Genomic DNA, 23,390 nt, shown 5'->3' with positions numbered 1-23,390 from the left:
GTGGTTGCCAAGTTTTACAGCCACCTGAGGATGGGATTGAGGATGGCTAGCAGCTTCAAGCACGCATGCTGGACAGCGCATCGATTCGCTATTGAATTCCGGAATACGTCGATCGATGCATGGTTAACTGTGCAGTTCCAAAAAAGAGTGTGGCGGTGGTCAGGCCGCAGGCTTGCTCTGGCCGACCCATCTCTGCCGTCCTTCGCATGGCCATAACCACCGCCACTTCCCATCGAACGTCGGCAGTTATCGGAAATGCTTGTGACAGCTTGTTGTCACACCTGTTTCAGGTTGTGCAAAGAAATTGTTGAATCGAAGCCATTCGCTTCGCTATTTATTCATACTTCGCGATATTTCAAACTATGAGCTCTGGAGAAATGTTTTCCCCAGCCTCAAAACTGCCACCACAGGCGGATCCTGTCGATCAGATCATGCAGCCAGACGTACCCCAGAGGTGCTCTACCACAGTGAATTCGAGGCACTGCCGTCGCTCCCGGGCGAAGACCTGCCACATTCTGCCGGTCAAACCCCAACACCAGTCGTAGGTAGAGCTGCCCCATTTCATCACGCTCCACACTTTCACTGATCGACTCCACATAGGCAGTGTGAGTCTCTTCAGGCCGGGTTGTCAGTACAAACTCGGCAGGGAGTTTTTCCTGTGGTCGATTCCCTTGTCCTGGAGACTGCACATAGGCACTCAGAATGTGGCCCATCGATTGATCCGTCACACGGACATCGACCACCCACTCACCGTGCGTATCTCCCAGATCCAATAAGATCTGGCCGCGTTCGACCGGTCGCCCAGCCAGTGTCTGCTGAGGATCCCACGTCATGATTTCGCCATCCATCGGCGATCGAATCTGCAGTTCACTCATGGCTTGTTTAACGAGCGATAACTCCTCTCTGCGGGACTGCAGTTGCTGCTCAAACCCCAATTCCTGGGCAGAAAGTTCTGCCGCTTTCGCCGCCTGATCGCTATTCCCGGAAGAGAGTTGCACCCGGGCAGATCGTGTGGCCTCGATCTGTTTCTCCAGCGTTAAAATCTCACCCTGCAATCGTGTCGATTCCAACTCCATTTCCGGGTTATGCAAGGTCACCAGAAGATCGCCTGTTTTGACGATGCTCCCCTGATTCACATGAATTTGTTCCACACCTCCTGCATGGAGTGCAAAAACATGTTTGCGTTCGCGCGGCCACACTGCGCCCTGCCCGGTCATCTGCAGTTCACCCGGTATCAGAAACAGGCTCGCCACCACTCCACCGAACAGAGCAAACAACATGACACGCCGAACCTGCCGACGGAGCGACAACGTCTTGAACTCCCGACTCGCTCTCAACCAGAACGATGCGAGGGGAATCGTCTCCACCAGCAATTGCTGCCTCAGGATGGACGACACCACCGCTTCAAGACCTTGCCAGTTCCTGAGAATCTCAGCCAGCTCTTTTGTTTCCTGAGTGGCGAGTAACTCGGAATTGATTCCGGCTGGTTTCGTTCTCGAAGTGGAAACCGGCTGAAGTGGTGCTTCCTTACGCCGATCGACTTCCGTTCCAAACTTCTCCAGGACGACAGCCGCAATTGGCACTCCGCTTGCCAGATCTGTGATCAACTGGATTCGGGGATCACGCTCCTTAACACTGACTTGACTCTCCGCTTGAGCCATCGCTTCCAAATGGCGGACTTCGGGCGATCTCCGATCAAAATCAGCAACTCCCGAGACCGCCAGCAAACGTGCTTGCTTCCCTGCAAACTGCAAAACTGCTACGCGGTCGCAGCCCACCAGCCCCCGAACCTCCTGAGCAATCAACTGAGCGGCGACTTGCCATCCAGAAGTCGTTGCCAGACGTGCAAAAAATGCCTGCTCTTTCTGGCGGCGTTCGACAGTCAATCGTAACTGGCGGACTTCCTGATCCAGCAGCAGATCGGCCAGTAATTCTGCCACCACACTGGCCAGTGGCAAGGGATCAACGGCTTTCCCGGGCTGCAAAAACTCGAGCACAGCCAGTGTACGACTCGACTTTCGCACGGGGATCATCCAGCGAAGGACACTCTCGGCAGCACCTGTTTCACTGCGATCTCCTTGAGGCAAGGGATCCAGAAGTTGAGGCTTCACCGAGTTGGCCAGATTGGCGACCTCACGCAAGTCATCCGCGGCAGGATCAGCATATCGGGCGAGGATTGCACCCGAGTGAATGGCGACCGCCATGGCACTGCCCCTGACGGTCGGTCGCTGTGATGAAGCCGTGGTGTTCTCAGGAACCCCATTCTCACTGACGGTGGGAACACCTCCTACCCAGATCCATAAGCGCGATGCTACGGCTCCAGTGAGCGGCGAAAGACTGGCCAGTAACTCCTGTGTGACCTGACCCGGCTGGTCAGTCTCATGCACCTCTTGAGCCAGTCGATCCACCAAATCTTCGATCTGTGATCGATCGGTCATTCTTACCGTCATGGGAACCCGCCATTCGCGAGCAATTACGACAGGAGATTCAACACTTTCTCCTGATAAGATCTGGCAACAACTCACATTTCACAGTTCTATCAACTGCTATCTGCCAGCAACAGTCACCCCCTGCGATACAGATTTGAAAAACATTTCCTCACGGGGCCAGTGGCATCAAACGAACCAGAAAATTGTTAAGCAGGTAAGGCTGGCTTGACCTTAACGTTTCGAGTGGCTGGTTTTGCCGTAACGCTGATCCAGTCCATACAAACAAGATCAGGCCCATATCCCGAAGAACATGGGCCTGATCTGTTGATGTTTCTGGTCGACTTAGACATCCACTTGAGTGGCCAACTCCTTCAAGCCTTCAATTCCGAGACGTACGCAGTAATCGCCAAAACCTTCTCCGGACAGGCGATCGGCCTTGTAACCCGTCAGAAGTGGCACAAGTGTCGGCACCAGTTTTTCGAGTGGCACATAATCTTCGTACATGAAGGCCAGTCTCGATCCTTCCGGATTCCCGCCAACAAACACGGTGTACTTCCCTAAAGATCGACCCACAAAGCCAATATCGGGCGTATAAGGCCTGGCGCAGCCATTGTTGCATCCCGTCATATGAACCGAGATCTTCTCCGACTGCAGCCCCAACCTGGCCATTTCGACATCGAACTGATCAATCACACTCGGGAGCACTCGTTCTGATTCGGTCAGCGATAAACCGCAAGTCGGCAGTGCAGGGCAGGCAATGGCGAAGCGACGCAGAATTGTCAATTCTTCAGCAGACTTCAGACCATACTGCTTGAGCATGGCTGTGATATCGGCACGATCGGCAGGATCAATATCACACAGGATCAATCCCTGCAGAGCCGTCGCCCGCACTGGCATGCGGTACTTCTCGATAATGGCCCGCAGGCCGGTCTTCACTTGAACTTCACTGGTATCGCGCACACGCCCGCACTCGATGTTGATCCCGACAAACAGCTTACCATCGCCCTGTTCGAACCAGCCCACATGGTCTTCGACACCTTTGACATCTACGGAACTGGGTGGAGTCAAAGCCTGGCCATAGTACTCTTCCACTTTGGCCCGGAAGGCATCCAGGCCCCAGTTATGAATGAGGTACTTGAGGCGGGCCACTTTTCGATCAGAACGATTTCCAAAATCACGCTGAACTTTCACCACGGCTTCAGCCACAGGAATGACCTGTTCGGGAGTGACGTAGCAGAGCTTCTTGCCCACTGCAGGGAAGGTCTTTTCTGCAGAAGGAGTCCGCCCCATGCCACCACCAACGAGCATGTTGTAACCCACGATCTGGCCCTCTTGCACATCGGCAATCAAACCCAGGTCGTTGGCATAAACGTCAATGCAGTTGTCGTCGGGCAAAGCGATGGCCATCTTGAATTTGCGTGGCAGATAGTGCGTACCGTAGATCGGTTCTTCGACAGGCACAAACGCCTCGGTCGCGTTGTGGTTGTTCCCTTCGCCATCAGTCAGCCACAGTTCATGGTAGGCTGTGGTCTTCGGACGAAAATGCTCGGCCATCTCATAGGCCAGTTTCTGAATGGCTGCATGAGGCTGATCTTTAATCGGAGCCGGGCAGGCCATCACGTTGCGATTGACGTCGCCGCACGCGGCGAGCGTGGTGAGCATCGTGTCGTTAATCCCTTTAACGACTTCTTTTGTGTTTCCCTTAGGGATGTAATGCAGCTGAATCCCTTGCCGGGTCGTCAGCCGCATGGCCCCATTACCATACTGCTCGCTCAAGTCGAGAATGCCCAGAAACTGCTCGGCAGTCATATTTCCGCCCGGAATCCGAGCGCGAATCATGACGATATGCGTCTTGCCCTTCGGTGTTCCATCCGGATTTTTGGCCTTCCGCACATCGCGGTCATCCTGCTGATACATGCCATGAAACTTCAGCAGTTGCTGGCTGTCTTCGCTGAATTCCGGTGATTCACTCTGCAGATCCGTCAGGATGGAACCACGCAATTGCCGGCTATTTTCCTTGATGATCTCATTCTTGCTGCGTTCGACCTGCTCAGACATCACGGGTTTCCTGCTGACTCACAAACTCGGATTGGACTCTCTCGGTGGGCTGGGCCTGTCCACGCAGTCTTACACCTGGCGAACACGCCCCGCGTTCAAACCTGCAGGCAACACCTGCCAGTCAGGCACAACACTTAGGGAATACCTGCTGAATTCTCATGCGGATGATCATGGAATCATACCTCAATCCGACCTGCCTGAGTAGGTCGACCGCTCGGACGGCACCTGTTCGATTGTTCCAAAGTCAGCGTGAAAAGCTCAACCAGCGTTCAAACCCCTATCTCAAACGGCAAACCCCTCAGCTTGCGGGATTTTCAGCAGTTCACGAACGACCGGCAGCCCCCTCATGCTGTAAACTTTGAAACAGTTACCAATGGCAAACATTTCCAGATCAGCTTTTCTGAACCCCTGATTTCCAACAAATGGTAATTTGTTCGCCCTCAATCGCAGCTTGCACCGTGAAAATTCTCACTGCTCGAACCAATTGTCACTTTGCGAATCACTTTGCCGTCGTTGACCTCCAGGAGAATCCGCAATGAATGTTCTCGTGATTGAAGACGACCCCGCGATCGGCCGCTCACTACAGCAAGGATTCTCCGAAGCCGGGCATCATTGCGTCTGGCAGCAGAACGGGATCTCCGGTTACGAAACAGCACTCTCCCGCCAGGCCGATGCGATTGTTCTCGATCTGCTGCTTCCCGGAGAGAGTGGTTGGGATGTCCTGCAAAAACTGCGAGCGGCTGGAGTTCAGGCCCCGATCATCCTGTTGACAGCACTCGGTTCTATCGATGATCGAGTCAAAGGACTCAAACTCGGGGCCGACGACTATCTCGTCAAACCGTTCGACTTCGCTGAACTCATGGCTCGCCTCGAAGCTGTCCAGAGACGGACTGGCAACAAGCCTTCCATGATTCTCCAAGCGGCAGGGCTGACTCTGGATCTCACGACACGTCGGGTCACTTCGAACGATACGGAAAAAGAGATCGATCTCACTCCCATCGAGTTCAGCCTGCTTGAACTTCTCATGCGCTATGCCGGCCAGGTTGTGACCAGAAAAATGCTGTGCGAACACGTCTGGGGTTTCAACTGGGACGGCACCACAAACGTCATTGAAGTGCATGTCAACCGGCTCCGCGGCAAACTCGATAAAGACCGCGATCAATCAATTATCAAAACTGTGCGGGGACGAGGTTATGCCCTTCCAGCATCTTAGCCGCCGGCTGGCTTCGCTCCGATTCCGACTGACTGTCTGGAATACTCTCGTCGTGATTCTCGCTGTCCTGGCGGCATTGATCAGTGTCCGCGAAGGACTTCGATTCTCACTGGTGGACGAAACGAACCGTATTCTTCTCGACGAAGCCAGCGCACTCGAGTTGGCGGTACGTGAATACTGGCCCGATCAGGACGCCATCCGCGGCGAAATGGAACGTAAAGCTGAGAGCAGTAAAGAAGTGGGCTGGCATATCCGCTGGCTTGATGCCAATCGACAAACCATCTTTGCCAGTGCCAATGCACCATCAGCACCCATTGACAGCGTGGTTGGAAAAATGGGAGACGCCACAATCTGGGCCAGTGGTGATATTCGCGCTGTGGAGAAGCAGGTCAAGACCGATGTGGTCACGTTTGTTCGTGTCGGGCTCAATACAGGGTTCATTACCACAGATGTCGCCCGCATGACTCGAGTCCTCCTGCCGATTGCTTTTTCCCTTTGTATTCTCGCTCCACTGGGCGGGTTTATTCTGGCCACTCGCGCTGTCACACCTTTCCAGCGAATTCTGGCTTCGGCAGATATTCTGAGACCACGTCAGTTGCAGGATCGCCTAAAAATCACAGGGACAGGGGACGAACTCGACATACTGGCCATCAAGATTAATGCCTTCCTCGATGAAATCGCTTCGCAGATCAATCGCAACAATTCGTTCCTCGCGAATGCCGCCCATGAACTGCGTTCTCCGTTAACAGCCATGATCAGCCAGATCGATGTCGCACTGTCCAAACCCCGCGAGTCGGCCGAGTACCAGGAAACTCTCGAAACCTTGCTCGAAGAATGCCAGCATCTGGCGACGCTGGTGCGTCAATTGATGCAACTCGCCGAATCCGATGTTCGGGGCACAGATATCGAACGCCAGCCCGTGGATTTGAAACTCATCGTTTCCAGAGCCATCGAGATGTTTACAGCCGTCGCTGAAGAACGTCAGATCAGGCTTTCATTGATTCTTGGCAGCGAGCAGGTTCAGTCCCATCACCCCAACTCCTGCCGAGTCATTGGTGTGGAAAGTGAATTGCGTCAGGTTGTGACCAATCTGCTCGATAACGCCATTAAGTTTTCCCGGCCTGAAAGTGAAATCCAACTCATCATTACGACGATCGCCGAAAAGCACATGCTGCAACTCGAAGTCAAGGATCAAGGTGTCGGGATCTCAACCGAGGATCTTGGAAATGTGTTTGATCGATTTTTTCAGGTCGATCGATCGCGCCAGAGGCTTGAATCCCGAGGTATGGGTCTGGGCCTGAGTATCTGCGATTCCATTGTCAAACAGCACCGGGGTGAAATTGCCATCAAGAGCGAACTGGGCGTCGGGACAAGTGTCGAAGTCAGACTTCCTTTAGCCGTCTGATGCAAGTCTGCTCGCGACGTTTTCCCAATGAACATCAGGTGGTTCTGGCAATTCCAACGTGTTCTAAAATGAAAGATCCTCCAACTCAATCTGAGTGGAGGATCTTGTTTTTCGTGACCGTGCCAACTCGACGTGATGCCTGTCAGGCAGGATCTGTCTGACGACGATCTCAGACGTGTGGAATTTCCATGACTGTCGGATTGGCTTCAAAAATGAAGACCTTGACGGGAGGATCCGTCGGCTTGGGGCCCGGCAGGATCAACGTTTCCGAGGTGTAGTTTTCGATCCCGGTCGCGGGATTGAGCTTCATGCGGGCTCCAAAGACTTTGGCAAACTCCTGGATGCGCGGATCCTCTTTGGATTGGAAGGCCCCCACGGTCACAATCGATTCAAAGCGACCATGGTAGCAGTAGGCATCAATTCCTTTTTGTCGCAAAGCCCGCGTCAATTGCTCGGCATCTTCACCAGCGAGATTCAGATTCATCCCGTCATTACCAGCCAGGCTGCGGTCAAATTTGCTGGCACCCTTGGCCAGAGCTTCATCACCAATCGCACTCATCTGCCGACCACCAAAACCGGCGATTTTGAGAGAATACTTCCCCTTGGCATCGACCAGACCATACTGCAAACCGGTGTTCAGGCGAGTCAGCAGCATATCGCGCTTCTGCTGAATGCTCGCAGGATCAATCAAAGGATTGATCGTGAGAAATGCCCCTGCCAGTGGTCCCTTCTGCCCCGGAGTTTCGCGGTAAATGGCACCACTCTTGGGATCATCCAGAAACTTGGGACGAAACTTTTTCACATACAACAATGTCTTTTGAGCCACGGGCGACTCAATCGATTCGTAGTTGCCCGCCAATACCGAAATCATTCCCCGCTGAGCGGCATAGACCCGGCCATCTTCTCGGCCCAGTCGATCAATAGTCTGTAATTTTTCCACACGCCCTTCCTGCAGATGAATATAAGCAGGAATTCCCACCTTGCGCAGTTCATAAACCAGTTCGTCAGCCGCCTGGCGGGCTGTCAATCCTTCATCTGTCCGGCGATCTTCAGGCGGTTTCTTGAAACTGGCCACCATAATCATCCAGGGGCCATGTTCTTTACCCAGCGGGTACGACTTCCCCCGCACAGCATCAATTGCCCAGGTTTCCAGAGCCATGGACGCAATCACAGACAACAGCAACACCGAGTTCAGCAGTGTTCGCACGGTGGACTCCCTTCCAGAGCGAACCAGGAAAATGAAACGCTATTGACCAACAGTGGATTCTCACTTCGACCCAATGATCGGCAAGAACCCTCCATTGATCAGGCAGGTGGGTTCTAATTTTTCTACAAAAATCTGTCCAGAGCGGCTTATTCTCTCAACGGGTGGAAGAAATTCGAACCATCGAGAAACTTGATCATCGATGCACCCCGGTTCTCATCCTAAAGCCAGGCGGCCCATCGTCCAGCGGGCGTTGATGTCTTGAAATGGACGGAGTGCGGTGTCGGCGTTTGGAGAGTCTATCGGAAGATACTTCATGGCATCGATTCCCAGAGGGCCTGTGTAGCCCAGGTTCGCCAGCTTCTGAACGACTGGAAACTGATGATCGATGGCTGGCTGCCACAGGGCGATCGAGTTGGGATCGACGAGCGGGCTGCTGGATTGATATTGGCCGGTGGGTGAGCATTCGAGCCGTGTGATTCCAACCAGCCTGATCTGATCTTTGCCTTCAATGTGCCATTGGATACCGACTTCTTCGATGCGTTTGAGCCAGGGTTCTGCAAAGAGGTGCTGGCCCATGGCGAGCCGCTTCAGGCACCAGGCGGTCTGCTCAGGTCGCAGATTCTGCTGCCCGAGAATACGTTCGCGGCCCGACATGCCAAACTCGGCTTTAATCACCCATGAATGAGCTGATTCACTTACGCGGTTGTTCCATTCTTCGAGTTCTGCTGAAGTTGAGATGCAGGTGGTAAGTGTGTGAACATGCACCTGACCGCTCATAAGTACGCTGCCATATTGCTGCTCCATATCAAAGGCAAAACGGCGTGAGTTGCCGTATCGGACGACATCGAGCGGTGGTGGTGCGGCATCAACGTAGCAAGTGGGGAGCATCTTGTAGTGTGCGAGCGCGCGAGGAGACCAGCCCCATGGCACAAACTTGTAGTGCGCGTTGGCTTTATGCAGGTAAGTAAGCAACTCATCGATCGTCGAGATGAATTTGACCTTTGTCGGCCCTGCGAGTGGAATCAGCGTGGTTGAAGAGAGCCAGAAGAGATCGTCGGCAGAGGCCCGCTTCATCCAGATTGTGCCCCACTGAGCCGATTGCTCAATCAGAGTTTTCGAGGGCTGGAAATGAGAATCAGCCAGTTCGTGCTCGAAGCTGAAGTTGCCAAAAAAGAGTCTGGGCATGAGTTACGATTGCCTGCGAAAATCTCGCCCGGGCTCGCGTTCGAGGGGTTCACTCAAGCCGGGAGAAAAATACCAGTTGTCGATGTTCAGGCTGGTCGAGCCGCGATTGGCACGGCCTTGCCGATTGATGGCTTCCTGCAGCAATCGGCCCAGTTCAGGAGAAATCTCCTTGCGCAAGGCCTGATATTGCTGGATGTAGTTTTGTGAGGCAGCGGCATTGCCACGCAAACTTTCGATCACAGCTAATCCCGCTAAACCATGGGCCCGCAAGGTCGGGTCTTGTTCCCCATCACGCAGGAATTGCTGGCAGATTTCTTCAGCCTGAGGAAGTCGATCCGATTTCAGATAGATAATTGCCAGTTGCTCTTTCGCCCGGCGATTTTCGAGCTCGGCATCGGGGAAGTAGGTAATCACACTTCTCCACGCCGCTTCGTCGTAACCGCGAGTCAGAGCATAGTAGTACTGGGCCTGTGCTGTTTCCTGCTGGGGAACTTGATCGGTGTTTTTCACAGGTTCAAGGAATGGATCGGGAGTGCGCATGAGCCAGCCGACTCCGGCTGAAGCCGAACCGACCAGCAGCATCGCCAGCAGTGTGAACAGAGTATGTCTGATGAGCTTTTGCCGCTGGGTGCGATGCATGGAAGGTGTTTTGGTGGGCTGTCTGAGCGGGCGAACTTCCGGCGTCTCGTCGCGCTGGTTGACGAGGCGGCTGATCTGCTTGAGATCGGCAAGAATGACCCCGGCATCGGCAGGGCGGTCTTCCCGTTTTTTGGCCATCATCCGTTCGATGAGTTGCACGAGTGGTTTAGGAAGATCGGGCCTTAAATCGCTGATAGGTGGTGGGGCCACATTCAAATGCTGCACTGCAATCGACAGAGCCGTTTCACCTTGAAAAGGCGGGCGACCACAGAGCATGTGGAAACACAGCACACCAAACGAATAAATGTCACTGCGAACGTCGAGCGGCTTGCCATTGACCTGCTCGGGGCTCATGTAAAGTGGAGTCCCCATGGTCACTCCCACTTGTGTGAGTTCGACCTTTTCGCCCGGGCGAGTGAGTTGAGCCAGGCCAAAGTCGGCGACTTTAGCTTCGCCCTTGCGTGTGAGCAGAATGTTCTCGGGTTTGATATCGCGATGGATAATCCCCGCAGTACCGGCCACTTGAAGCGCTGAAGCGACTTGCCGCATGATCTGCATGGCGGCATTCACATCGAGCGCTCCCTTGCGCACCAGATACTCTTTGAGGTTGCGACCCTGAACATACTCCTGGGCAATGAACTGCACGCCATCCGCTTCGCCAATTGTGTACACCTGGACAATATTGGCATGGTTCAGGCCGGCGGCAGCCTTGGCCTCCTGTTGAAAGCGTTTGAGATAAGTCTGATCCTGTATGAATTCAGGGCGCAAGACTTTCACTGCGACTGATCGCTTGAGGGAAAGTTGTTCCGCGAGGTACACCTCGGCCATCCCACCACGACCCAGCCTGCGAATGAGCTGAAAATCGCCGAGCTTGCGGTTGGAAAGATCGAAGGTGGGAAGATCGGCAGAATCAGTCATGACGGACGGCTCAAATTTCGGAGGAGACCGGAATGATGTGATGCATCATTGCATATCTCCCCTGCCTCTCGCCAGTCGATAACTCGAACCTGACGGGAGTTGACTCAAGCCGTTGCCCTGATGGTTGAGAAGAAGTGGAAATCTCTTTGCTGCCGTTGAACCCGCAGGAGCGAATCATCTCTGAATGCGATCTGAGCCGGCAATCTTTACCAGCTTATTATAGACGCCCAACAGCAGCAGAGGGGCTGCCCATTGGCCGACGAAAAGAGCTTCGTTTCGACGTCCCTGGTACTGAAAGTATAGTGAGGCTCCCATGGAACCCAGTGAAGCCCAGAGCCAGAGGTCGGAGGGAAGTTTGGCAGTCTGTTGCTCGATCACCCGCGCAAAACACCCCTCCGAATGGATCTGAGCTTCAGATCGGGTACCCACTTGCGATAATCGATCTGTTGCCGGAACCATGAGAATTCCTTCAAAAAAAGTACGATTCAGGAAAGACAGAAAAGACACTGAAGACTCGTATTGATCAGCCGGTGAATTCAGGAATGCACTGTCACATTTGTTCAACAACGCCGGGTCCCGGGAGAATCTCGCCAATCAAACACTTGTTGGTTGCGACACTTTCGCGCGACGACATCGATGTTTGGATCTTCGATGTTACGCGTCATTAAGAATGACTGGCTGCGCGGACAATTCACCAACTTTCGAGATATCTTTAGCCCCTGCACGTTCAAAGATGATTCTCGCTCGCTCACACTCGTTACTATCTTCCGATTGAACGGAAATCAGTGAATTCCCCGCCTTGACTTTCGATTCGTAAAGTTTCGCTTCAATTTCTGGCAAGCCCATTCCAATGAGAGCACCGGTCAGTCCGCCGAGCGTACCGCCGACAGCAGCACCGCTAAGAGCTGCCATGATAGGGCCCGCAGCAATGAATGGGCCGAGCCCGGGAATTGCCAGCAAGCCAATTCCTGCCAGCCATCCCAGTGTGCCTCCAATGACAAGACCGGTGCCGGCACCGGCAGTCGCACCTTCGGGTGCTTTTGTATTCTTTTCATAAGCGAAATCTCGCGTCTGGGCCTGGTCGGCCATCAGAACAGAGATATCGTTTCCTTGAAACCCTGCGTCTTTCAGGTTGCGAATAATTGATTCAGTTTGGCGAGTGTTGGCTGTACAGATCACAGAGCTTGACATGGGAGAGCTTTCTTTAATTAGTGGGGAAACTTAACGAGAGTGATTCTTGATATGGAAAATCTATAAACTTGATTTTCATGGAAGTTCATGCTGTTGACTTGAAGTTTTAAGATTCTATTGAATCGTTAATTCTCAGGAGATGTGGATGGCTTGCTGGAAACATCGAGTTGGTTATCAACATTAACGGTACCAGCAATCTCTTTAGCGATAACGTCGATCTGGGCTTTTTCAGCTGAAGTGGCAACAGGTCCTCGAAGGGTCACTTTGCCATTTTTGGTCATGATTTTGGTGTTGTTTGCACTAATTGACATGGTGCTGCCAACAATGCGTTTGCGGATATCTGCGGTGATAGCGATATCCTTGGGATTTTCGTTCTGGTCAAACGGTGTCATCGTTTCGTCCGAGCGATCGCGTGCATTGATCCCTGTGTTGGTTGGGGATGGATCAGGAATCGAGACTTTGTGAGAAGTGGTCGGAGTGGTCGGAGTGGTCGGCTGACTGGCAGTCCCGGAGCCCATATAGCCGCAGGCACTGGCGATGCAGCAGAGGAGGCTTAAAGAGAGATATCGCATTCTTGTTTCCTGACTTATGGGTGGTCAATTGATAACAGTGAATAATTAGTCATTCTTCGTAGATGCGCATCGTGATAGCGATGAGTTCTGTTCAACTTCAACAGCTATATTGATCGCCTGTTCGATAGGAGATTCGTTTTTCTTGCGCTAAGACGATCTGTTGTGAGATATTCACTCGTCTAGTGTCGACTTCGATCAGGAGTTGCACATTCTGTTCCACCGATGCGATTGGAGTGTGCGCATGCCAGGATGTGGGGTCATGGGGGGGCTGTGGAGGTTGGGGAGTCTGTCGTCAGCAGGGTGCGAGAGCATACTGACCGGTGAGCGATCACTGCTGAGACCTGTGCGGGAATTGGTGCTCGGTCAGGGGCAGGTGCCCAAGAGTGGTCGAGGGAGTAGGTCCTGGAGTTATGACACTGTCGTGGTTTAGGATGATTTCAATGGAGAGTTGGCTCGGTTTATGAGAGGTACAGCCTGAGGCTTGGAGGTTACGAAAGTGTCAAAGGCTGTTGTATCGGAGAGGAATGTTTTGTTGAGAACTGTTCGATGTTTTTATCCCGAGGATGGCTTTCGCATTGATCCTTGGCTTTGCATGGTCAATACTAACTAAGCATCCTCCGGCCAAGAGGCACTCTGCCAAAATGCGACCTGCGTTTTCAGGTGAGTGGTGTTTGGCAAGGATTCGTTTTCGCGTTGATCACTTTCTCTGGCCTGCGTACGGAAAATTGTCATGTTTGCATCGAATAAGTTCTTCAAACAGTCTGCAGACCGGTGGGAGATCTGTTGTGGGAATCGAATGCTCTTGGTCGTAAATTCCGCTTTCATGCGAGTGCTTCTGCTGGTTGTGGTGAGTGTTGGGGTTTGCCTCTACACCGTGAACACGAGCCAGGGCCAGGAGGGTGGAAAGCCCGGCGAAGGGGGAGCACCTGCGATCAAAAAGCCATTCTGTGTGGTGCAGGTGGCCAGTATCGATCGAGTGGAAAAGGCTTCGCAGTACATCGCGGGCTTTTTCCAGGATCGTGCAGCTCTGGAAAAGAAATATCGCAAATGGCTGGATGAGTGGAATGAACCCGATGGTGCAGATCGTAACCGGCCCCTGGGTCTAATGGTGTTCCTGGGAGAGACCATTCAGGAAGAGCCGTGGTTTGTGTTGTCTTTTCCCGTGACCGATCCTGTGGTCTTTCTGCAAGGACTGGGAAAGGACAATCCCGAGGCCACTCCCCCTGTCAAAGTACCCGGTCAAGAGGGCGTGTGGGAAATCCCCGAAGTGATTTCCGGAATTACACATGCCATTGAAGTGGGCGATTCGCTGCTGCTCTGTAATGCCAAGGTGCTCGAAAAACCATTTCGAACCTTTGCACGCTTCGACGACTCGGCTAAGGAAGACGCCAGGCAGTTCGATTTCTCGGCATCGATACGGCTTTCGGAGGTGCCTCCCGGGATTCGCAATCTCATTGGAGTCGGAATTCGAGCAGGGATGGCCCAGGCTGCCGAAGAGTTGGCAAAGCAGTCTGCAGAATCCAGCAACTGGCCATCGCCAGAGGTCGAAAAACTCTTCAAGTCGGCCTTGAGAACATTTTTGAACAGTTACGCAGGTGCCTTTGAAAAACTGTGTGCTGACGGGACGGATATCACTTTGGGGATGAAGATCGATCCAGAGCTTGAACTGATGGAAGTTTCGATTCCGTGGCATGTGACTGCTGATAGTGGTGCCTCCCGCATGATTGATAGCTGGCGGGTGCAGGATGGCCGACTGATCAAACTGCTGGAAACGAATAAGCCAGCTGAACTGAATTCGTTTGCTTACACAGGTTTTCGTGCAGGGAAGACCCTCTCTCCACTGGGCGGGATTTTCGCCAAGATGATGGAAGAGGCGGTGCGAGCTCAGGTGAAAGAGGTGGAAGCGCAGCGAGATCTGATCAAGGCGTTAAAGCCGCTGCAGGATCTGACGCGAACAGTGTTCAGTGGAAAGTCACTCGAGAATTTTTCAGAGACACAACCGACAACGGCCACCGCCTCGGATGGTCAAGCAGCTCCGGAGAAAACTGTCTTCAACGGATTGGCCGTCACTGCCTTCGCTCCCAGAAAAAATCTCAGTGCCGATCTGACGGTGCTCTTGCCCAAATTGGAAGAGATCCGGGTCAATGACGCCCAACTCGTGCAGAAAGTGTCGTTAGGGGTGGGCAGCTTTCAGGGGCTTCCGATCCATCAGTTGGATTACCTGATGCCCTATCAGGATCCTGCCAAGGCACTGGAAGAGATTCCTGGTTTTCCCAAAGTCGAACTGGAAGAAAAACCTGCCGGCGATGGGGCTAAAGCTCCAGAAGCCACTCTCATTCAGCAGAAGGTGTATTTGTGGATCAGCGATGATTTGATCTGCTATTCCACGCTATCACTCGAACTGACAAAATCGCGTCTGGCTGAGATTGTCGAGAAAATTCAAGCCCCTGCCGACCCATTGGCCAGTCGACGGAAGATCCCTTTCTACATCACCAGTACGAACTTGAAGGATCTGGCCGAGACCATGCTTAAGCCGGTTTTGCCTGCGGATCTACCGCCGGTTGATCCATCCGTCGGCGCACTCAAAGCGTCGCTGAGACCACTCGAAAATGGTCTGGTCTTGAGCTATCAGGCCGAGCAGGCATGGATCCGGCTCATGGCCATCGGGATCGAGAAAGGACTGCTGGCGGCGGAAATCGATGAGGATTCCGAGGCTGAGTCAAAGTAAGCCCGAGTATCGGCTCATTTGCGAAGTACACGTTGTTGCCTAAACTTCTCATGCTGATTGCAGCCACTTTGCGGTTGCAGGCATTTGTTGATGGCTGATTTTCTGCTGGGATGCTGCATGTCTGTCGCTGATTCACCTCGATCGATTGAGAATGAAGTTCGTTTGATTCACTCCCGCAGTGAGAAGGTTTTTGCAGCAGCACAACAGCTGATACCCGGCGGTGTGAACAGCCCCGCTCGTGCTTTTGGTGGTGTGGGTGGCACACCCGTCGTTATGGATCGTGGGGAAGGGCCATACCTGTATGATATTGATGGGAATCGATACCTCGATTACATCGGTTCGTGGGGCCCGCACATTTTAGGGCATCGCCATCCCGTTGTGACTGCCGCCATTCATGCGGCTGTCGATCGTGGTACGAGCTTTGGTGCCCCCTGCGAAGCCGAGAATGAACTGGCCCAAATGGTCATTGAGGCTGTTCCGTCAATCGAGATGGTGCGGATGACAAACTCGGGGACTGAAGCCACGATGTCGGCCATACGTGTCGCACGGGGATTCACCGGTCGGGATCGATTGATCAAGTTTGCAGGTTGTTATCACGGCCATGTCGACAGCCTGCTGGTTTCGGCAGGAAGTGGAGCCTTGACCCATGGTGTCCCTTCGAGCCCTGGGATTCCCGCAAGTGTGACAGAACATACGACCGTTCTGGAGTACAACGATTGCGAGGGATTGGCAAATGCATTTCGTCGTCATCCTGATCAGTTTGCTGCGGTGATTCTTGAGCCTGTGGTCGGGAATATGGGCTTGGTTGTGCCTTCGCCCGAGTTTCTGAAGCTGCTGCGTGAGCTCTGTTCTCAGCATGGAACAGTGCTGATTTTCGACGAAGTGATGACGGGTTTTCGTCTGGCGTATGGTGGTGCCCAGGAGTTGTTCGGGATCACGCCCGATATGACGACTCTGGGAAAGATCATTGGCGGCGGCATGCCTGTCGGGGCCTATGGTGGGCGAGCAGATATCATGAGGAAGGTTTCGCCAATCGGGCCGGTCTATCAGGCAGGAACGCTCTCCGGAAACCCCGTGGCGATGGCCAGCGGGATTGCCACACTCAGCGTGCTGCGTGATGAACGGCCTTATGCAACTCTGGCAAACTACACCTCGCGCCTGGCTCAAGGCCTGAGTGAACTCGCCACAAAGCATGGATTGCCTCATACATGCCCGCATGTGGGAAGTATGATCACTCTGTTCTTTAATCCCGATGTTGTGACAGGTTATGAAGTGGCGAAACGGAGTGATACAAAACGCTTTGCCCGGTTCTTTCATGGGATGCTCGAGCGGGGAATCTATCTCGCCTGCAGCCAGTTCGAGGCCCATTTTGTGTCTGCCGCTTTAACGGAAGAACACTTGAAGCAGACTCTCCGTGCAGCAGATGAAGCTTTGGGAGATATTGCCTAGAGGGGATTTGCCTGGAGGAATATTGCCTTGTCCCATGCTCGCTGCTGCTTCAGGCAAGTATGTTCTAGCAAACGTTCAACAAGCAGTTGTTTTGCAGAAAGCAGATGGCAACCACAAGCTCCATGGCGAGTTTATATAAGTCTTGGCAATAAGTCTGAAAATGACCAACAGTAGTCCACCATAGATCCTTAAGGGTATGGTATGAAATACGCCGCATTCATTTTAGGGATCGTCGTAATAATCTCCATAGGAACCTTTATTACATATCGAATGCTCAGGCCTCGCCATGGCGAAAATGGTGGTTTTAGCGACTGGTTGAAAAATCCCGACTACAAGCAAGCCGCTGCTGACTATTTCGCCGCTCGAAAAGCGTTAACGATCCCTGACGATATTTCGGATGAAGAAATCCAGAAAATGGTCGATCAACTCTTTGATGAGAAGGACAAACACTTCAACTTTGATCGTCTTCAACTGGTCGGCATGAAGGCTGTACCAATGCTTATTAATGCACTTAACAATCCCAAAACCGCTTCGATGAAATTCGGTGACGGAGGTTATGTCCCTGGCCCGGCATCGCCTTTCGAGCGAATTGCCGATCTACTAGAGTCGTCTGGGTCGCCCCAGGCAGCACAGCCTCTGGCTAAATATATGCAGCATAATGACAGCTATTTTCGCAAGTATGCTGCTCATGCTCTAGGTAACATCGGCACGTCTGAATGTATTGAGCCGATGCTGATCGCTCTGGGTGATGATGACGACTATGTTCGCTCTTTCGCGATGATGGGTGTCGAAGGAGGAATTCGAGCCAAACGATGCACCCCGGAATTCCTCGATGCCATGGTTCCAGCATTAACGAAACTGCTGGATCGTCCCGATAACTCGGTCAGTGGTCGTGCTCCTGGACTATTGCTTGCAATCGATACCAATCGTGCGATGTCTATTCTGCTCTCTTCCGATTATTTTTCCATCGAGAACAAACAGCTTCAGTACATCATTCGGGCATTGAATACAGCAGGCCATAAAATTCCTCATGACACACTTCTGCCGCTCCTTAAGACGCTGAAGCCTCTCGTTGCCGATTACCCTCATGACTACAATTATTCCGAGGCACTTATCGCTTATGCAAATCACCCTGATGCCTCAGCAGAAGAGTTGTTTCGATTGGAATTGACGTCAGGTAACGAGAAGATTCAAAGAGCTGCAGCAGAGGCACTGGCGATATTGTCTGGTGTGACGAATGCGCGCGAGGTCATCTTTGATGCTTTGGATAAACAAGGGTTCGATCAACTCTCTTCGCCTCAGAAGCACTACTACGCTGTATTTATGTACGACAGCGAAGTCTGCAACGGAGGGCATTCACAATATTTCGTGAATTCATCGGGCGATCACTGGAAGTCAGCTCTTGCTGGATTAAAGGCGATCGGTGCTGAGAAGCGTGCATTAATCTTACAGGAGGCAACCAAGTTGTTTGGAACTGCGGGTCCAGCGGTTGATAACGACACCCGGCACCGTCAGCTCGCCGCTTTTACCAGTAAAAAAGATCAAGTTGTTGATGGGTTGGACACTCGCTACTACGAATGTAGTGAAAATGTGGAAGCCCTACTGGCATTGTATGCGATCAAACATAAAGAACACTTTGTAGTCCCAGATTGATAAGTGTCGCTTAAAGAAGACGGGTGTACGTGTTTTTTATTCCCTCTGAGGTAAGGTGCGATGAAGTTCTTACGGAACGCACCAAGTCCCAGCTCAGCACTCGCAACCCAGGCAAATGCAATCAGCCCTTCAATGCTGCTTGCTGGAGTTCCATGAGTTGGCGAATGCCTTTCTCAGCCAGTGCAAGCTGTTGATCCAGCTGCGCGCGGGTAAACGAGCGGCCTTCGGCTGTCCCTTGAATCTCGATGAATTCGCCCGAACCTGTCATAACCACATTGAGATCAACCTCTGCCTGGCTGTCTTCAATATAATCGAGATCCAGGATTGGTGTCCCGTGCGAAATCCCGACACTGACTGCAGCAATCGACGTGGTCAGCACAGGGCGGTCTTTTGAAACCTTATCACCTAAGGTCGCAATCGCATCGCACAGGGCAATGTAGCCGCCGGTAATACCCAGAGTGCGGGTGCCACCATCAGCCTGCAGAACTTCCACGTCGATCATGATCGTGCGCGGCCCCAGTGTTTCAAAATCGACACAGGCCCGTAAGCTGCGGCCAATGAGCCTTTGAATTTCTGTCGAGCGGCCATCGACCTTTTCGCGTTCGCGGCGTTTGCGGGGAGAGGTACTGCCGGGGAGCATGCAGTACTCGGCAGTGAGCCAGCCTTTTTGAGCTGCAGGATCGGCTGCCTTCCACGGAGGCAGGGTTTCATCGATGCTGGCGGTCACGAGCAAAGTTGTGTCACCAGCCGAGATCAGCACACTGCCAGGGGCAACTTTGGTGAACTGACGCTGAATTCGAATCGGACGCAGTTCATCTGGCTGGCGACCATCATGTCTCATCTTGCCTGTGCTCCCAAGTTGTCGTTCAATGTGGAAATGAAATCGAAGTTCTGCCGATAAATGTTTTACTCAGAATGATTAGCTGGCTGATGGCTGGGGACATTGGGCAGCCAGAGCCGCAGCATAGAGAACGGGTTCATTCTCTTCAGCGGCAACCTCGGCAAGCACGCCCCACTCACCGGCATCCCGGCACAGCTCAGAAAAAGCTGCCAGAAACTGAGGGTCGGCACCAATCAAATGGGTTCTTGCTAAGGGGATCGCTTCTTTGAGAAGTTTCCGGCGAGCCAGGAGATCGACCATCACGTAAGCAATCAAAGCGCGATCAGGGGCATCAGGTTCAGCATCGAGTTTTTTCTGAAACCACGCCAGATGTTCGTCCGGTGTCGATTCGAGCAGTACAGAAAAGAATTGCTGATGGGCTGCGTAGTAGTCGTCAAAAGGAGGTTCAGCCGAGTATTGCAACTGAGGGTCGAGCATCGAGCCATATTCGGCCAGATCGCGTGCCAATGCGAGATCGGCGGGGCTGTTCATGATCGAACGGGCAAAGCGGACCACACTGTGCAGGTGAGAAACGTCGATATGGTAGTTTGACTCTGCAAAGAGCCAGTCGCGGCCAGTAATCGCTTCACGAATGGTTTTGGGAGGCATGGCAAGCGGAGACTTCTGCAGGACTTCGCGTGAGAGATTCGATAGCAGGTCATGGTGCAGATTGCGAACCATGAGAACAGCGCAGCGCGAGCGGGCTTCGGATGGAAGTTCAGCAAAGATCTGGTCGAGTGCCGTGATCGTGCTGCAGGTGCCCTGCAGTTTGAGCATCATTTCGACACCGCGTTCGGGAGCCACCTTTTGATAAAGTGCTAGCTGAATGAGTGCTTGCGCCTCTTCGGACCAGGTCGCGGGCAAGGGGATCGCCTTCAATGCCGCAGCGAGAGGTTCGAGATCGCGAATCGCCTGAAAATAGGGGTACGCTCCGGTGATGTCTTTCTGGCCAAGTAATGCTGTACCAACCGCACGGGCGGCTGTCGCATAGTCTTTCTCGAATTGCGGCCTGAGAGCAGCGGGGACATCTTCAAACGAAGTGGGTTTGAGAGTGGGAAGACCCAGTTTGAGCTTCGATTGGGCGAGCAGTGCATCGAAAAGAAGATGCCACGATTTCTGAGCCTCCAGTTGTTCGATGAGCCGCTCGAAGACATCGCCGGGTGTGGGGGCTTTGGCAAGTTGAGTGGTGAGTTCCTGCGAGATCATGAGGCGTCTTCTTGAACTGCATTGTGGCCATGGCAATGGGAAGTCTATCACGCGGTTATAGTAGCCCGAACAACGTCGATTCGTAACTGAATATCAGTTAGCGGGCTGCAGAAAGAATGGGAAAAGGGGGCATTCACCCGGTTGCACCAGTTGGTGGAAGAAGAGGTTGAGGAGTGATCCGAGGGAGGCTGGTCGAAGGAGGCTTGGAAATGTTGGCTGGTTCAGAATTGGCAGGCCACCAGGTGAGATAGAGGCAATAAGAGACGATTGAAAGGTGTACCAACACAATCAGCCAGAACATCGCCTGATAGGAGGTCTTTTGCGTTTTGTGGCGAAAGAGCCAGTTGCCGATACAAGTCCCCGGCCAGCCCCCGGCGAGGGAAAAGGCATGGAGTGTTTGTTCCGAAATACGAGGCCGATCTCGTACTGACCGACGCTTATCAATGAACGCCAGAACAAAACCCACTAAACTGCAAAGGATCGTTAAAAAGAGGTAGATCGCGACAAAAAAGTCAATCTTCTGTCCTGCAAGAGTCACTGCCCGGTAGAGCCAGAAAAACGCCACGCTTAGCCAGAGGAAAGAGAAGATCACCAGGCCGGATTGCAGACGCGAGTTGAAATTCTGGACAAAAGTACGTTGCGCCATGGGGGGATCTTCAAAGAAGTTGACTTCGCTGGCCATTCAGCAGGATGTTTATTTCGACTGAAGAGAAGTATGCTAATTGCACTCAGATTGCTCAATTCGGCGATTTGGTTCGAACGGTCTGCCATGACAGGTGATTGGTGTCGTGAGAATTTCTACTGGGCGAATTCCGCCAGATGTGAATAATTCTTGCTAAGTGGCGGTGAATCGAGAGATTCTTCGTGTATGACGGCGTTGCTCAGCAGAAAACCGAGAAAAGATTCAAAAATCTTGACATCACCCGGGAAGTCTTTCTGAACTTTCTTCCCCAAGAGGAGTTTGTGAGTGGAGAGTGATGTCATCATTGTGGGTGGTGGCCCTGGCGGTCTGGCGACAGCCATGCTGCTGGCGAGCCGGGGAAAGCAAGTTCGCGTCCTCGAACGTCGCGAGGTCGCTGGTGGCCGTACATCAGCCCTGAATGCTGATGGCTATCGTTTTGACTACGGGCCGACATTCTTTCTCTACCCGCGAGTTCTCCACGAGATCTTTGCTGCTGTTGGTCGGGATCTGATGACAGATGTCCCTATGAAGCGGCTTGACCCCCAGTATCGTCTCATCTTCGGGAATGGTGGCCAGCTCGATGCCACGCCCGACGTCACTCGAATGGAGCAGGCACTGGCAGAATTCAATCCGCAGGACGCCCGAAACTTTCGACGATTTCTCGATGAGAATCGACACAAGCTGGAAATGTTCCGCCCGATTCTCGAATCCCCGTTTCACTCGCTCAAAGATGTCCTGGCTCTTCCACTTCTCAAGTTACTTCCCATTGTCAGGCCCTGGGCGTCCGTTGATGGCGATCTCAAGCGATACTTCTCAGATTCAAGGCTTCGGCTCGCGTTTTCTTTTCAGAGCAAATATCTCGGGATGTCGCCGTTCCGCTGCCCAAGTCTGTTCACAATTCTCTCGTTTTTAGAGTATGAGTACGGCGTATTTCATCCCTATGGAGGATGCAGCGCGGTCTCTGAAAAAATGGCAGAAATCGCCCAGTCGATGGGAGTGCAGTTTTATTACGGAGAGCCAGTTCAACAACTCTTATTTGAGGGTTCACGGGCTGTCGGTGCCAGGACTTCCAAGGGCGAGTATCGGGCTAAAGCTATTGTGGTTAATGGCGATTTTGCCCGCAGCATGGAACGGCTAGTTCCCGAGAAACATCGCCCGAAATGGTCGAACCGCATTCTGGCACGCAAGCAATACAGCTGCTCGACATTCATGATGTATCTTGGAATTGAGGGGCGCTACGACCATCTGTCACATCATAATATTTTGATTTCAGGAGATTACGAGGGGAACCTTAAGGACATCGAACAGCGGCATATCCTCTCCAAGGATCCTTCAATTTATGTGCAGAACGCCAGTGTGACGGACGATTCACTGGCTCCTGCGGGACACAGCACGCTCTACGTGCTGGCACCTGTTTCGCATCAGCACAAAAACATTCAATGGCCCGAGCAGCAGGCAAAGTTTCGAGCCGTGGTCATTGAGCAGCTCAAATCGAAATTTGGCCTGAAAGATCTCGAATCGAGAATTCGCTACGAGAAGATCGTCACACCCCGAAACTGGGATGAAGACTTCGAAATCTATCGTGGTGCCACCTTCAACCTGGCACATAACCTCCAGCAGATGCTGCATCTTCGGCCACGAAATCGATTTGCTGATATTCCCGGAGTCTATCTGGTGGGTGGAGGAACTCACCCCGGCAGCGGATTGCCCGTTATCTACGAATCAGCCCGCATTACCTCAAAGCTCCTGTTGGAAGATCTTGGCGAACAAGACGTTTCGTTCCCGGCAATCGGATCACCAACACAACTTGCTGCCCAACCGATTCTCGCTGATCACACGGTTCCCGTTGAGCAGGTAGAAATGGTTGACAATCTGGCCACATGTCGCAGTCATCATGAAATTCATCAACTGGCCTCTGCCCCCGACAGCAAGACTTCGATAGGTTAAAGGCTGAATGTCGAGTCGAATGATGAGG

General features: G+C 52.7%; 17 protein-coding genes. 6 read left to right on the top strand and 11 right to left on the bottom strand.

Annotation, left to right across the window (positions count from 1 at the left end; all coding sequences use genetic code 11):
- Positions 1-392 precede the first annotated feature (392 nt).
- The gene (locus PLIM_RS14180; RefSeq protein WP_148227119.1) at positions 393-2,450 is read right to left on the bottom strand and encodes a biotin/lipoyl-binding protein; all 2,058 of its coding nucleotides are present in this window, start codon (positions 2,448-2,450) and stop codon (positions 393-395) included.
- Between the two features lie 321 nt (positions 2,451-2,771).
- The gene (locus PLIM_RS14175; RefSeq protein ID WP_013111012.1) at positions 2,772-4,487 is read right to left on the bottom strand and encodes an NADPH-dependent assimilatory sulfite reductase hemoprotein subunit; all 1,716 of its coding nucleotides are present in this window, start codon (positions 4,485-4,487) and stop codon (positions 2,772-2,774) included.
- Positions 4,488-5,022: 535 nt separating this feature from the next.
- Between PLIM_RS14175 and PLIM_RS14170 the strand changes: the two genes are divergently transcribed.
- Together PLIM_RS14170 and PLIM_RS14165 are read left to right on the top strand one after the other, a co-directional pair.
- Positions 5,023-5,700, top strand: a complete 678-nt coding sequence (locus PLIM_RS14170) for a response regulator transcription factor (protein WP_013111011.1) — start codon at positions 5,023-5,025, stop codon at positions 5,698-5,700.
- Positions 5,681-7,105: a sensor histidine kinase gene (locus PLIM_RS14165; RefSeq protein ID WP_013111010.1), complete on the top strand. Its 1,425-nt coding sequence runs from the start codon at positions 5,681-5,683 to the stop codon at positions 7,103-7,105. Before PLIM_RS14170 ends, PLIM_RS14165 begins: the two co-directional genes overlap by 20 nt.
- 169 nt (positions 7,106-7,274) lie before the next feature.
- Here the strand turns inward: PLIM_RS14165 and PLIM_RS14160 are convergent, their stop codons facing one another.
- From PLIM_RS14160 to PLIM_RS14135, 6 genes are all read right to left on the bottom strand, one after another.
- The gene (locus PLIM_RS14160) at positions 7,275-8,312 is read right to left on the bottom strand and encodes a hypothetical protein (protein WP_013111009.1); all 1,038 of its coding nucleotides are present in this window, start codon (positions 8,310-8,312) and stop codon (positions 7,275-7,277) included.
- A gap of 213 nt (positions 8,313-8,525) precedes the next feature.
- Complete coding sequence (locus PLIM_RS14155; protein ID WP_013111008.1) at positions 8,526-9,497, bottom strand: hypothetical protein; 972 nt, start codon at positions 9,495-9,497, stop codon at positions 8,526-8,528.
- A gap of 3 nt (positions 9,498-9,500) precedes the next feature.
- On the bottom strand, positions 9,501-11,054 hold the full coding sequence (locus PLIM_RS14150; RefSeq protein ID WP_013111007.1) for a protein kinase domain-containing protein: 1,554 nt from the start codon (positions 11,052-11,054) through the stop codon (positions 9,501-9,503).
- Positions 11,055-11,228: 174 nt separating this feature from the next.
- Entirely contained in the window at positions 11,229-11,513 is a 285-nt protein-coding gene (locus tag PLIM_RS14145; RefSeq protein WP_013111006.1) for a hypothetical protein, read from the bottom strand.
- Positions 11,514-11,708: 195 nt separating this feature from the next.
- Positions 11,709-12,245, bottom strand: coding sequence for a hypothetical protein (locus PLIM_RS14140; protein WP_013111005.1), 537 nt, complete (start codon positions 12,243-12,245; stop codon positions 11,709-11,711).
- 125 nt (positions 12,246-12,370) lie between these two features.
- A complete protein-coding gene (locus tag PLIM_RS14135; protein WP_013111004.1) occupies positions 12,371-12,817 on the bottom strand; it encodes a BON domain-containing protein in 447 nt (148 codons plus the stop codon).
- 796 nt (positions 12,818-13,613) lie between these two features.
- Here PLIM_RS14135 and PLIM_RS14125 point away from each other — a divergent pair.
- The 3 genes from PLIM_RS14125 to PLIM_RS23000 all read left to right on the top strand — a co-directional run bounded on the left by PLIM_RS14125 (position 13,614) and on the right by PLIM_RS23000 (position 18,647).
- Positions 13,614-15,545, top strand: coding sequence for a hypothetical protein (locus tag PLIM_RS14125; protein ID WP_013111002.1), 1,932 nt, complete (start codon positions 13,614-13,616; stop codon positions 15,543-15,545).
- Between the two features lie 117 nt (positions 15,546-15,662).
- Entirely contained in the window at positions 15,663-16,994 is a 1,332-nt protein-coding gene (gene hemL, locus PLIM_RS14120; protein ID WP_052301691.1) for a glutamate-1-semialdehyde 2,1-aminomutase, read from the top strand.
- Between the two features lie 201 nt (positions 16,995-17,195).
- Entirely contained in the window at positions 17,196-18,647 is a 1,452-nt protein-coding gene (locus PLIM_RS23000) for a DMP19 family protein (RefSeq protein ID WP_013111000.1), read from the top strand.
- Between the two features lie 121 nt (positions 18,648-18,768).
- Here PLIM_RS23000 and rph read toward each other — a convergent pair whose 3' ends face one another.
- From rph to PLIM_RS22995, 3 genes are all read right to left on the bottom strand, one after another.
- Complete coding sequence (rph, locus tag PLIM_RS14110) at positions 18,769-19,488, bottom strand: ribonuclease PH (protein WP_013110999.1); 720 nt, start codon at positions 19,486-19,488, stop codon at positions 18,769-18,771.
- A gap of 78 nt (positions 19,489-19,566) precedes the next feature.
- Positions 19,567-20,733, bottom strand: coding sequence for a hypothetical protein (locus PLIM_RS14105; protein ID WP_013110998.1), 1,167 nt, complete (start codon positions 20,731-20,733; stop codon positions 19,567-19,569).
- Between the two features lie 133 nt (positions 20,734-20,866).
- The gene (locus PLIM_RS22995) at positions 20,867-21,379 is read right to left on the bottom strand and encodes a DUF1294 domain-containing protein (protein ID WP_196349451.1); all 513 of its coding nucleotides are present in this window, start codon (positions 21,377-21,379) and stop codon (positions 20,867-20,869) included.
- Positions 21,380-21,700: 321 nt separating this feature from the next.
- On the opposite strand from PLIM_RS22995, the gene crtI reads away from it, so the two are divergent.
- Positions 21,701-23,362, top strand: a complete 1,662-nt coding sequence (crtI, locus tag PLIM_RS14095; RefSeq protein ID WP_013110996.1) for a phytoene desaturase family protein — start codon at positions 21,701-21,703, stop codon at positions 23,360-23,362.
- Positions 23,363-23,390 lie beyond the last annotated feature (28 nt).

It is taken from the genome of Planctopirus limnophila DSM 3776 (genome assembly GCF_000092105.1).
Classification (GTDB): Bacteria; Planctomycetota; Planctomycetia; order Planctomycetales; family Planctomycetaceae; genus Planctopirus; species Planctopirus limnophila.
Note: the sequence above shows the minus strand (reverse complement) of the source record. Positions and strands in the feature narration are given on the sequence as shown.

Coding starts and splice junctions, on each gene's coding strand:
- PLIM_RS14165 (WP_013111010.1), top strand. CDS start 5,681: ATGCCCTTCCAGCATCTTAGCCGCCGGCTGGCTTCGCTCCGATTCCGA.
- rph (WP_013110999.1), bottom strand. CDS start 19,488: ATGAGACATGATGGTCGCCAGCCAGATGAACTGCGTCCGATTCGAATT.
- PLIM_RS14105 (WP_013110998.1), bottom strand. CDS start 20,733: ATGATCTCGCAGGAACTCACCACTCAACTTGCCAAAGCCCCCACACCC.
- PLIM_RS14135 (WP_013111004.1), bottom strand. CDS start 12,817: ATGCGATATCTCTCTTTAAGCCTCCTCTGCTGCATCGCCAGTGCCTGC.
- PLIM_RS14175 (WP_013111012.1), bottom strand. CDS start 4,487: ATGTCTGAGCAGGTCGAACGCAGCAAGAATGAGATCATCAAGGAAAAT.
- PLIM_RS14155 (WP_013111008.1), bottom strand. CDS start 9,497: ATGCCCAGACTCTTTTTTGGCAACTTCAGCTTCGAGCACGAACTGGCT.
- PLIM_RS22995 (WP_196349451.1), bottom strand. CDS start 21,379: ATGGCGCAACGTACTTTTGTCCAGAATTTCAACTCGCGTCTGCAATCC.
- PLIM_RS14145 (WP_013111006.1), bottom strand. CDS start 11,513: ATGGTTCCGGCAACAGATCGATTATCGCAAGTGGGTACCCGATCTGAA.
- PLIM_RS23000 (WP_013111000.1), top strand. CDS start 17,196: ATGAAATACGCCGCATTCATTTTAGGGATCGTCGTAATAATCTCCATA.
- hemL (WP_052301691.1), top strand. CDS start 15,663: ATGTCTGTCGCTGATTCACCTCGATCGATTGAGAATGAAGTTCGTTTG.
- PLIM_RS14150 (WP_013111007.1), bottom strand. CDS start 11,054: ATGACTGATTCTGCCGATCTTCCCACCTTCGATCTTTCCAACCGCAAG.
- PLIM_RS14140 (WP_013111005.1), bottom strand. CDS start 12,245: ATGTCAAGCTCTGTGATCTGTACAGCCAACACTCGCCAAACTGAATCA.
- PLIM_RS14125 (WP_013111002.1), top strand. CDS start 13,614: ATGCTCTTGGTCGTAAATTCCGCTTTCATGCGAGTGCTTCTGCTGGTT.
- PLIM_RS14170 (WP_013111011.1), top strand. CDS start 5,023: ATGAATGTTCTCGTGATTGAAGACGACCCCGCGATCGGCCGCTCACTA.
- PLIM_RS14180 (WP_148227119.1), bottom strand. CDS start 2,450: ATGACGGTAAGAATGACCGATCGATCACAGATCGAAGATTTGGTGGAT.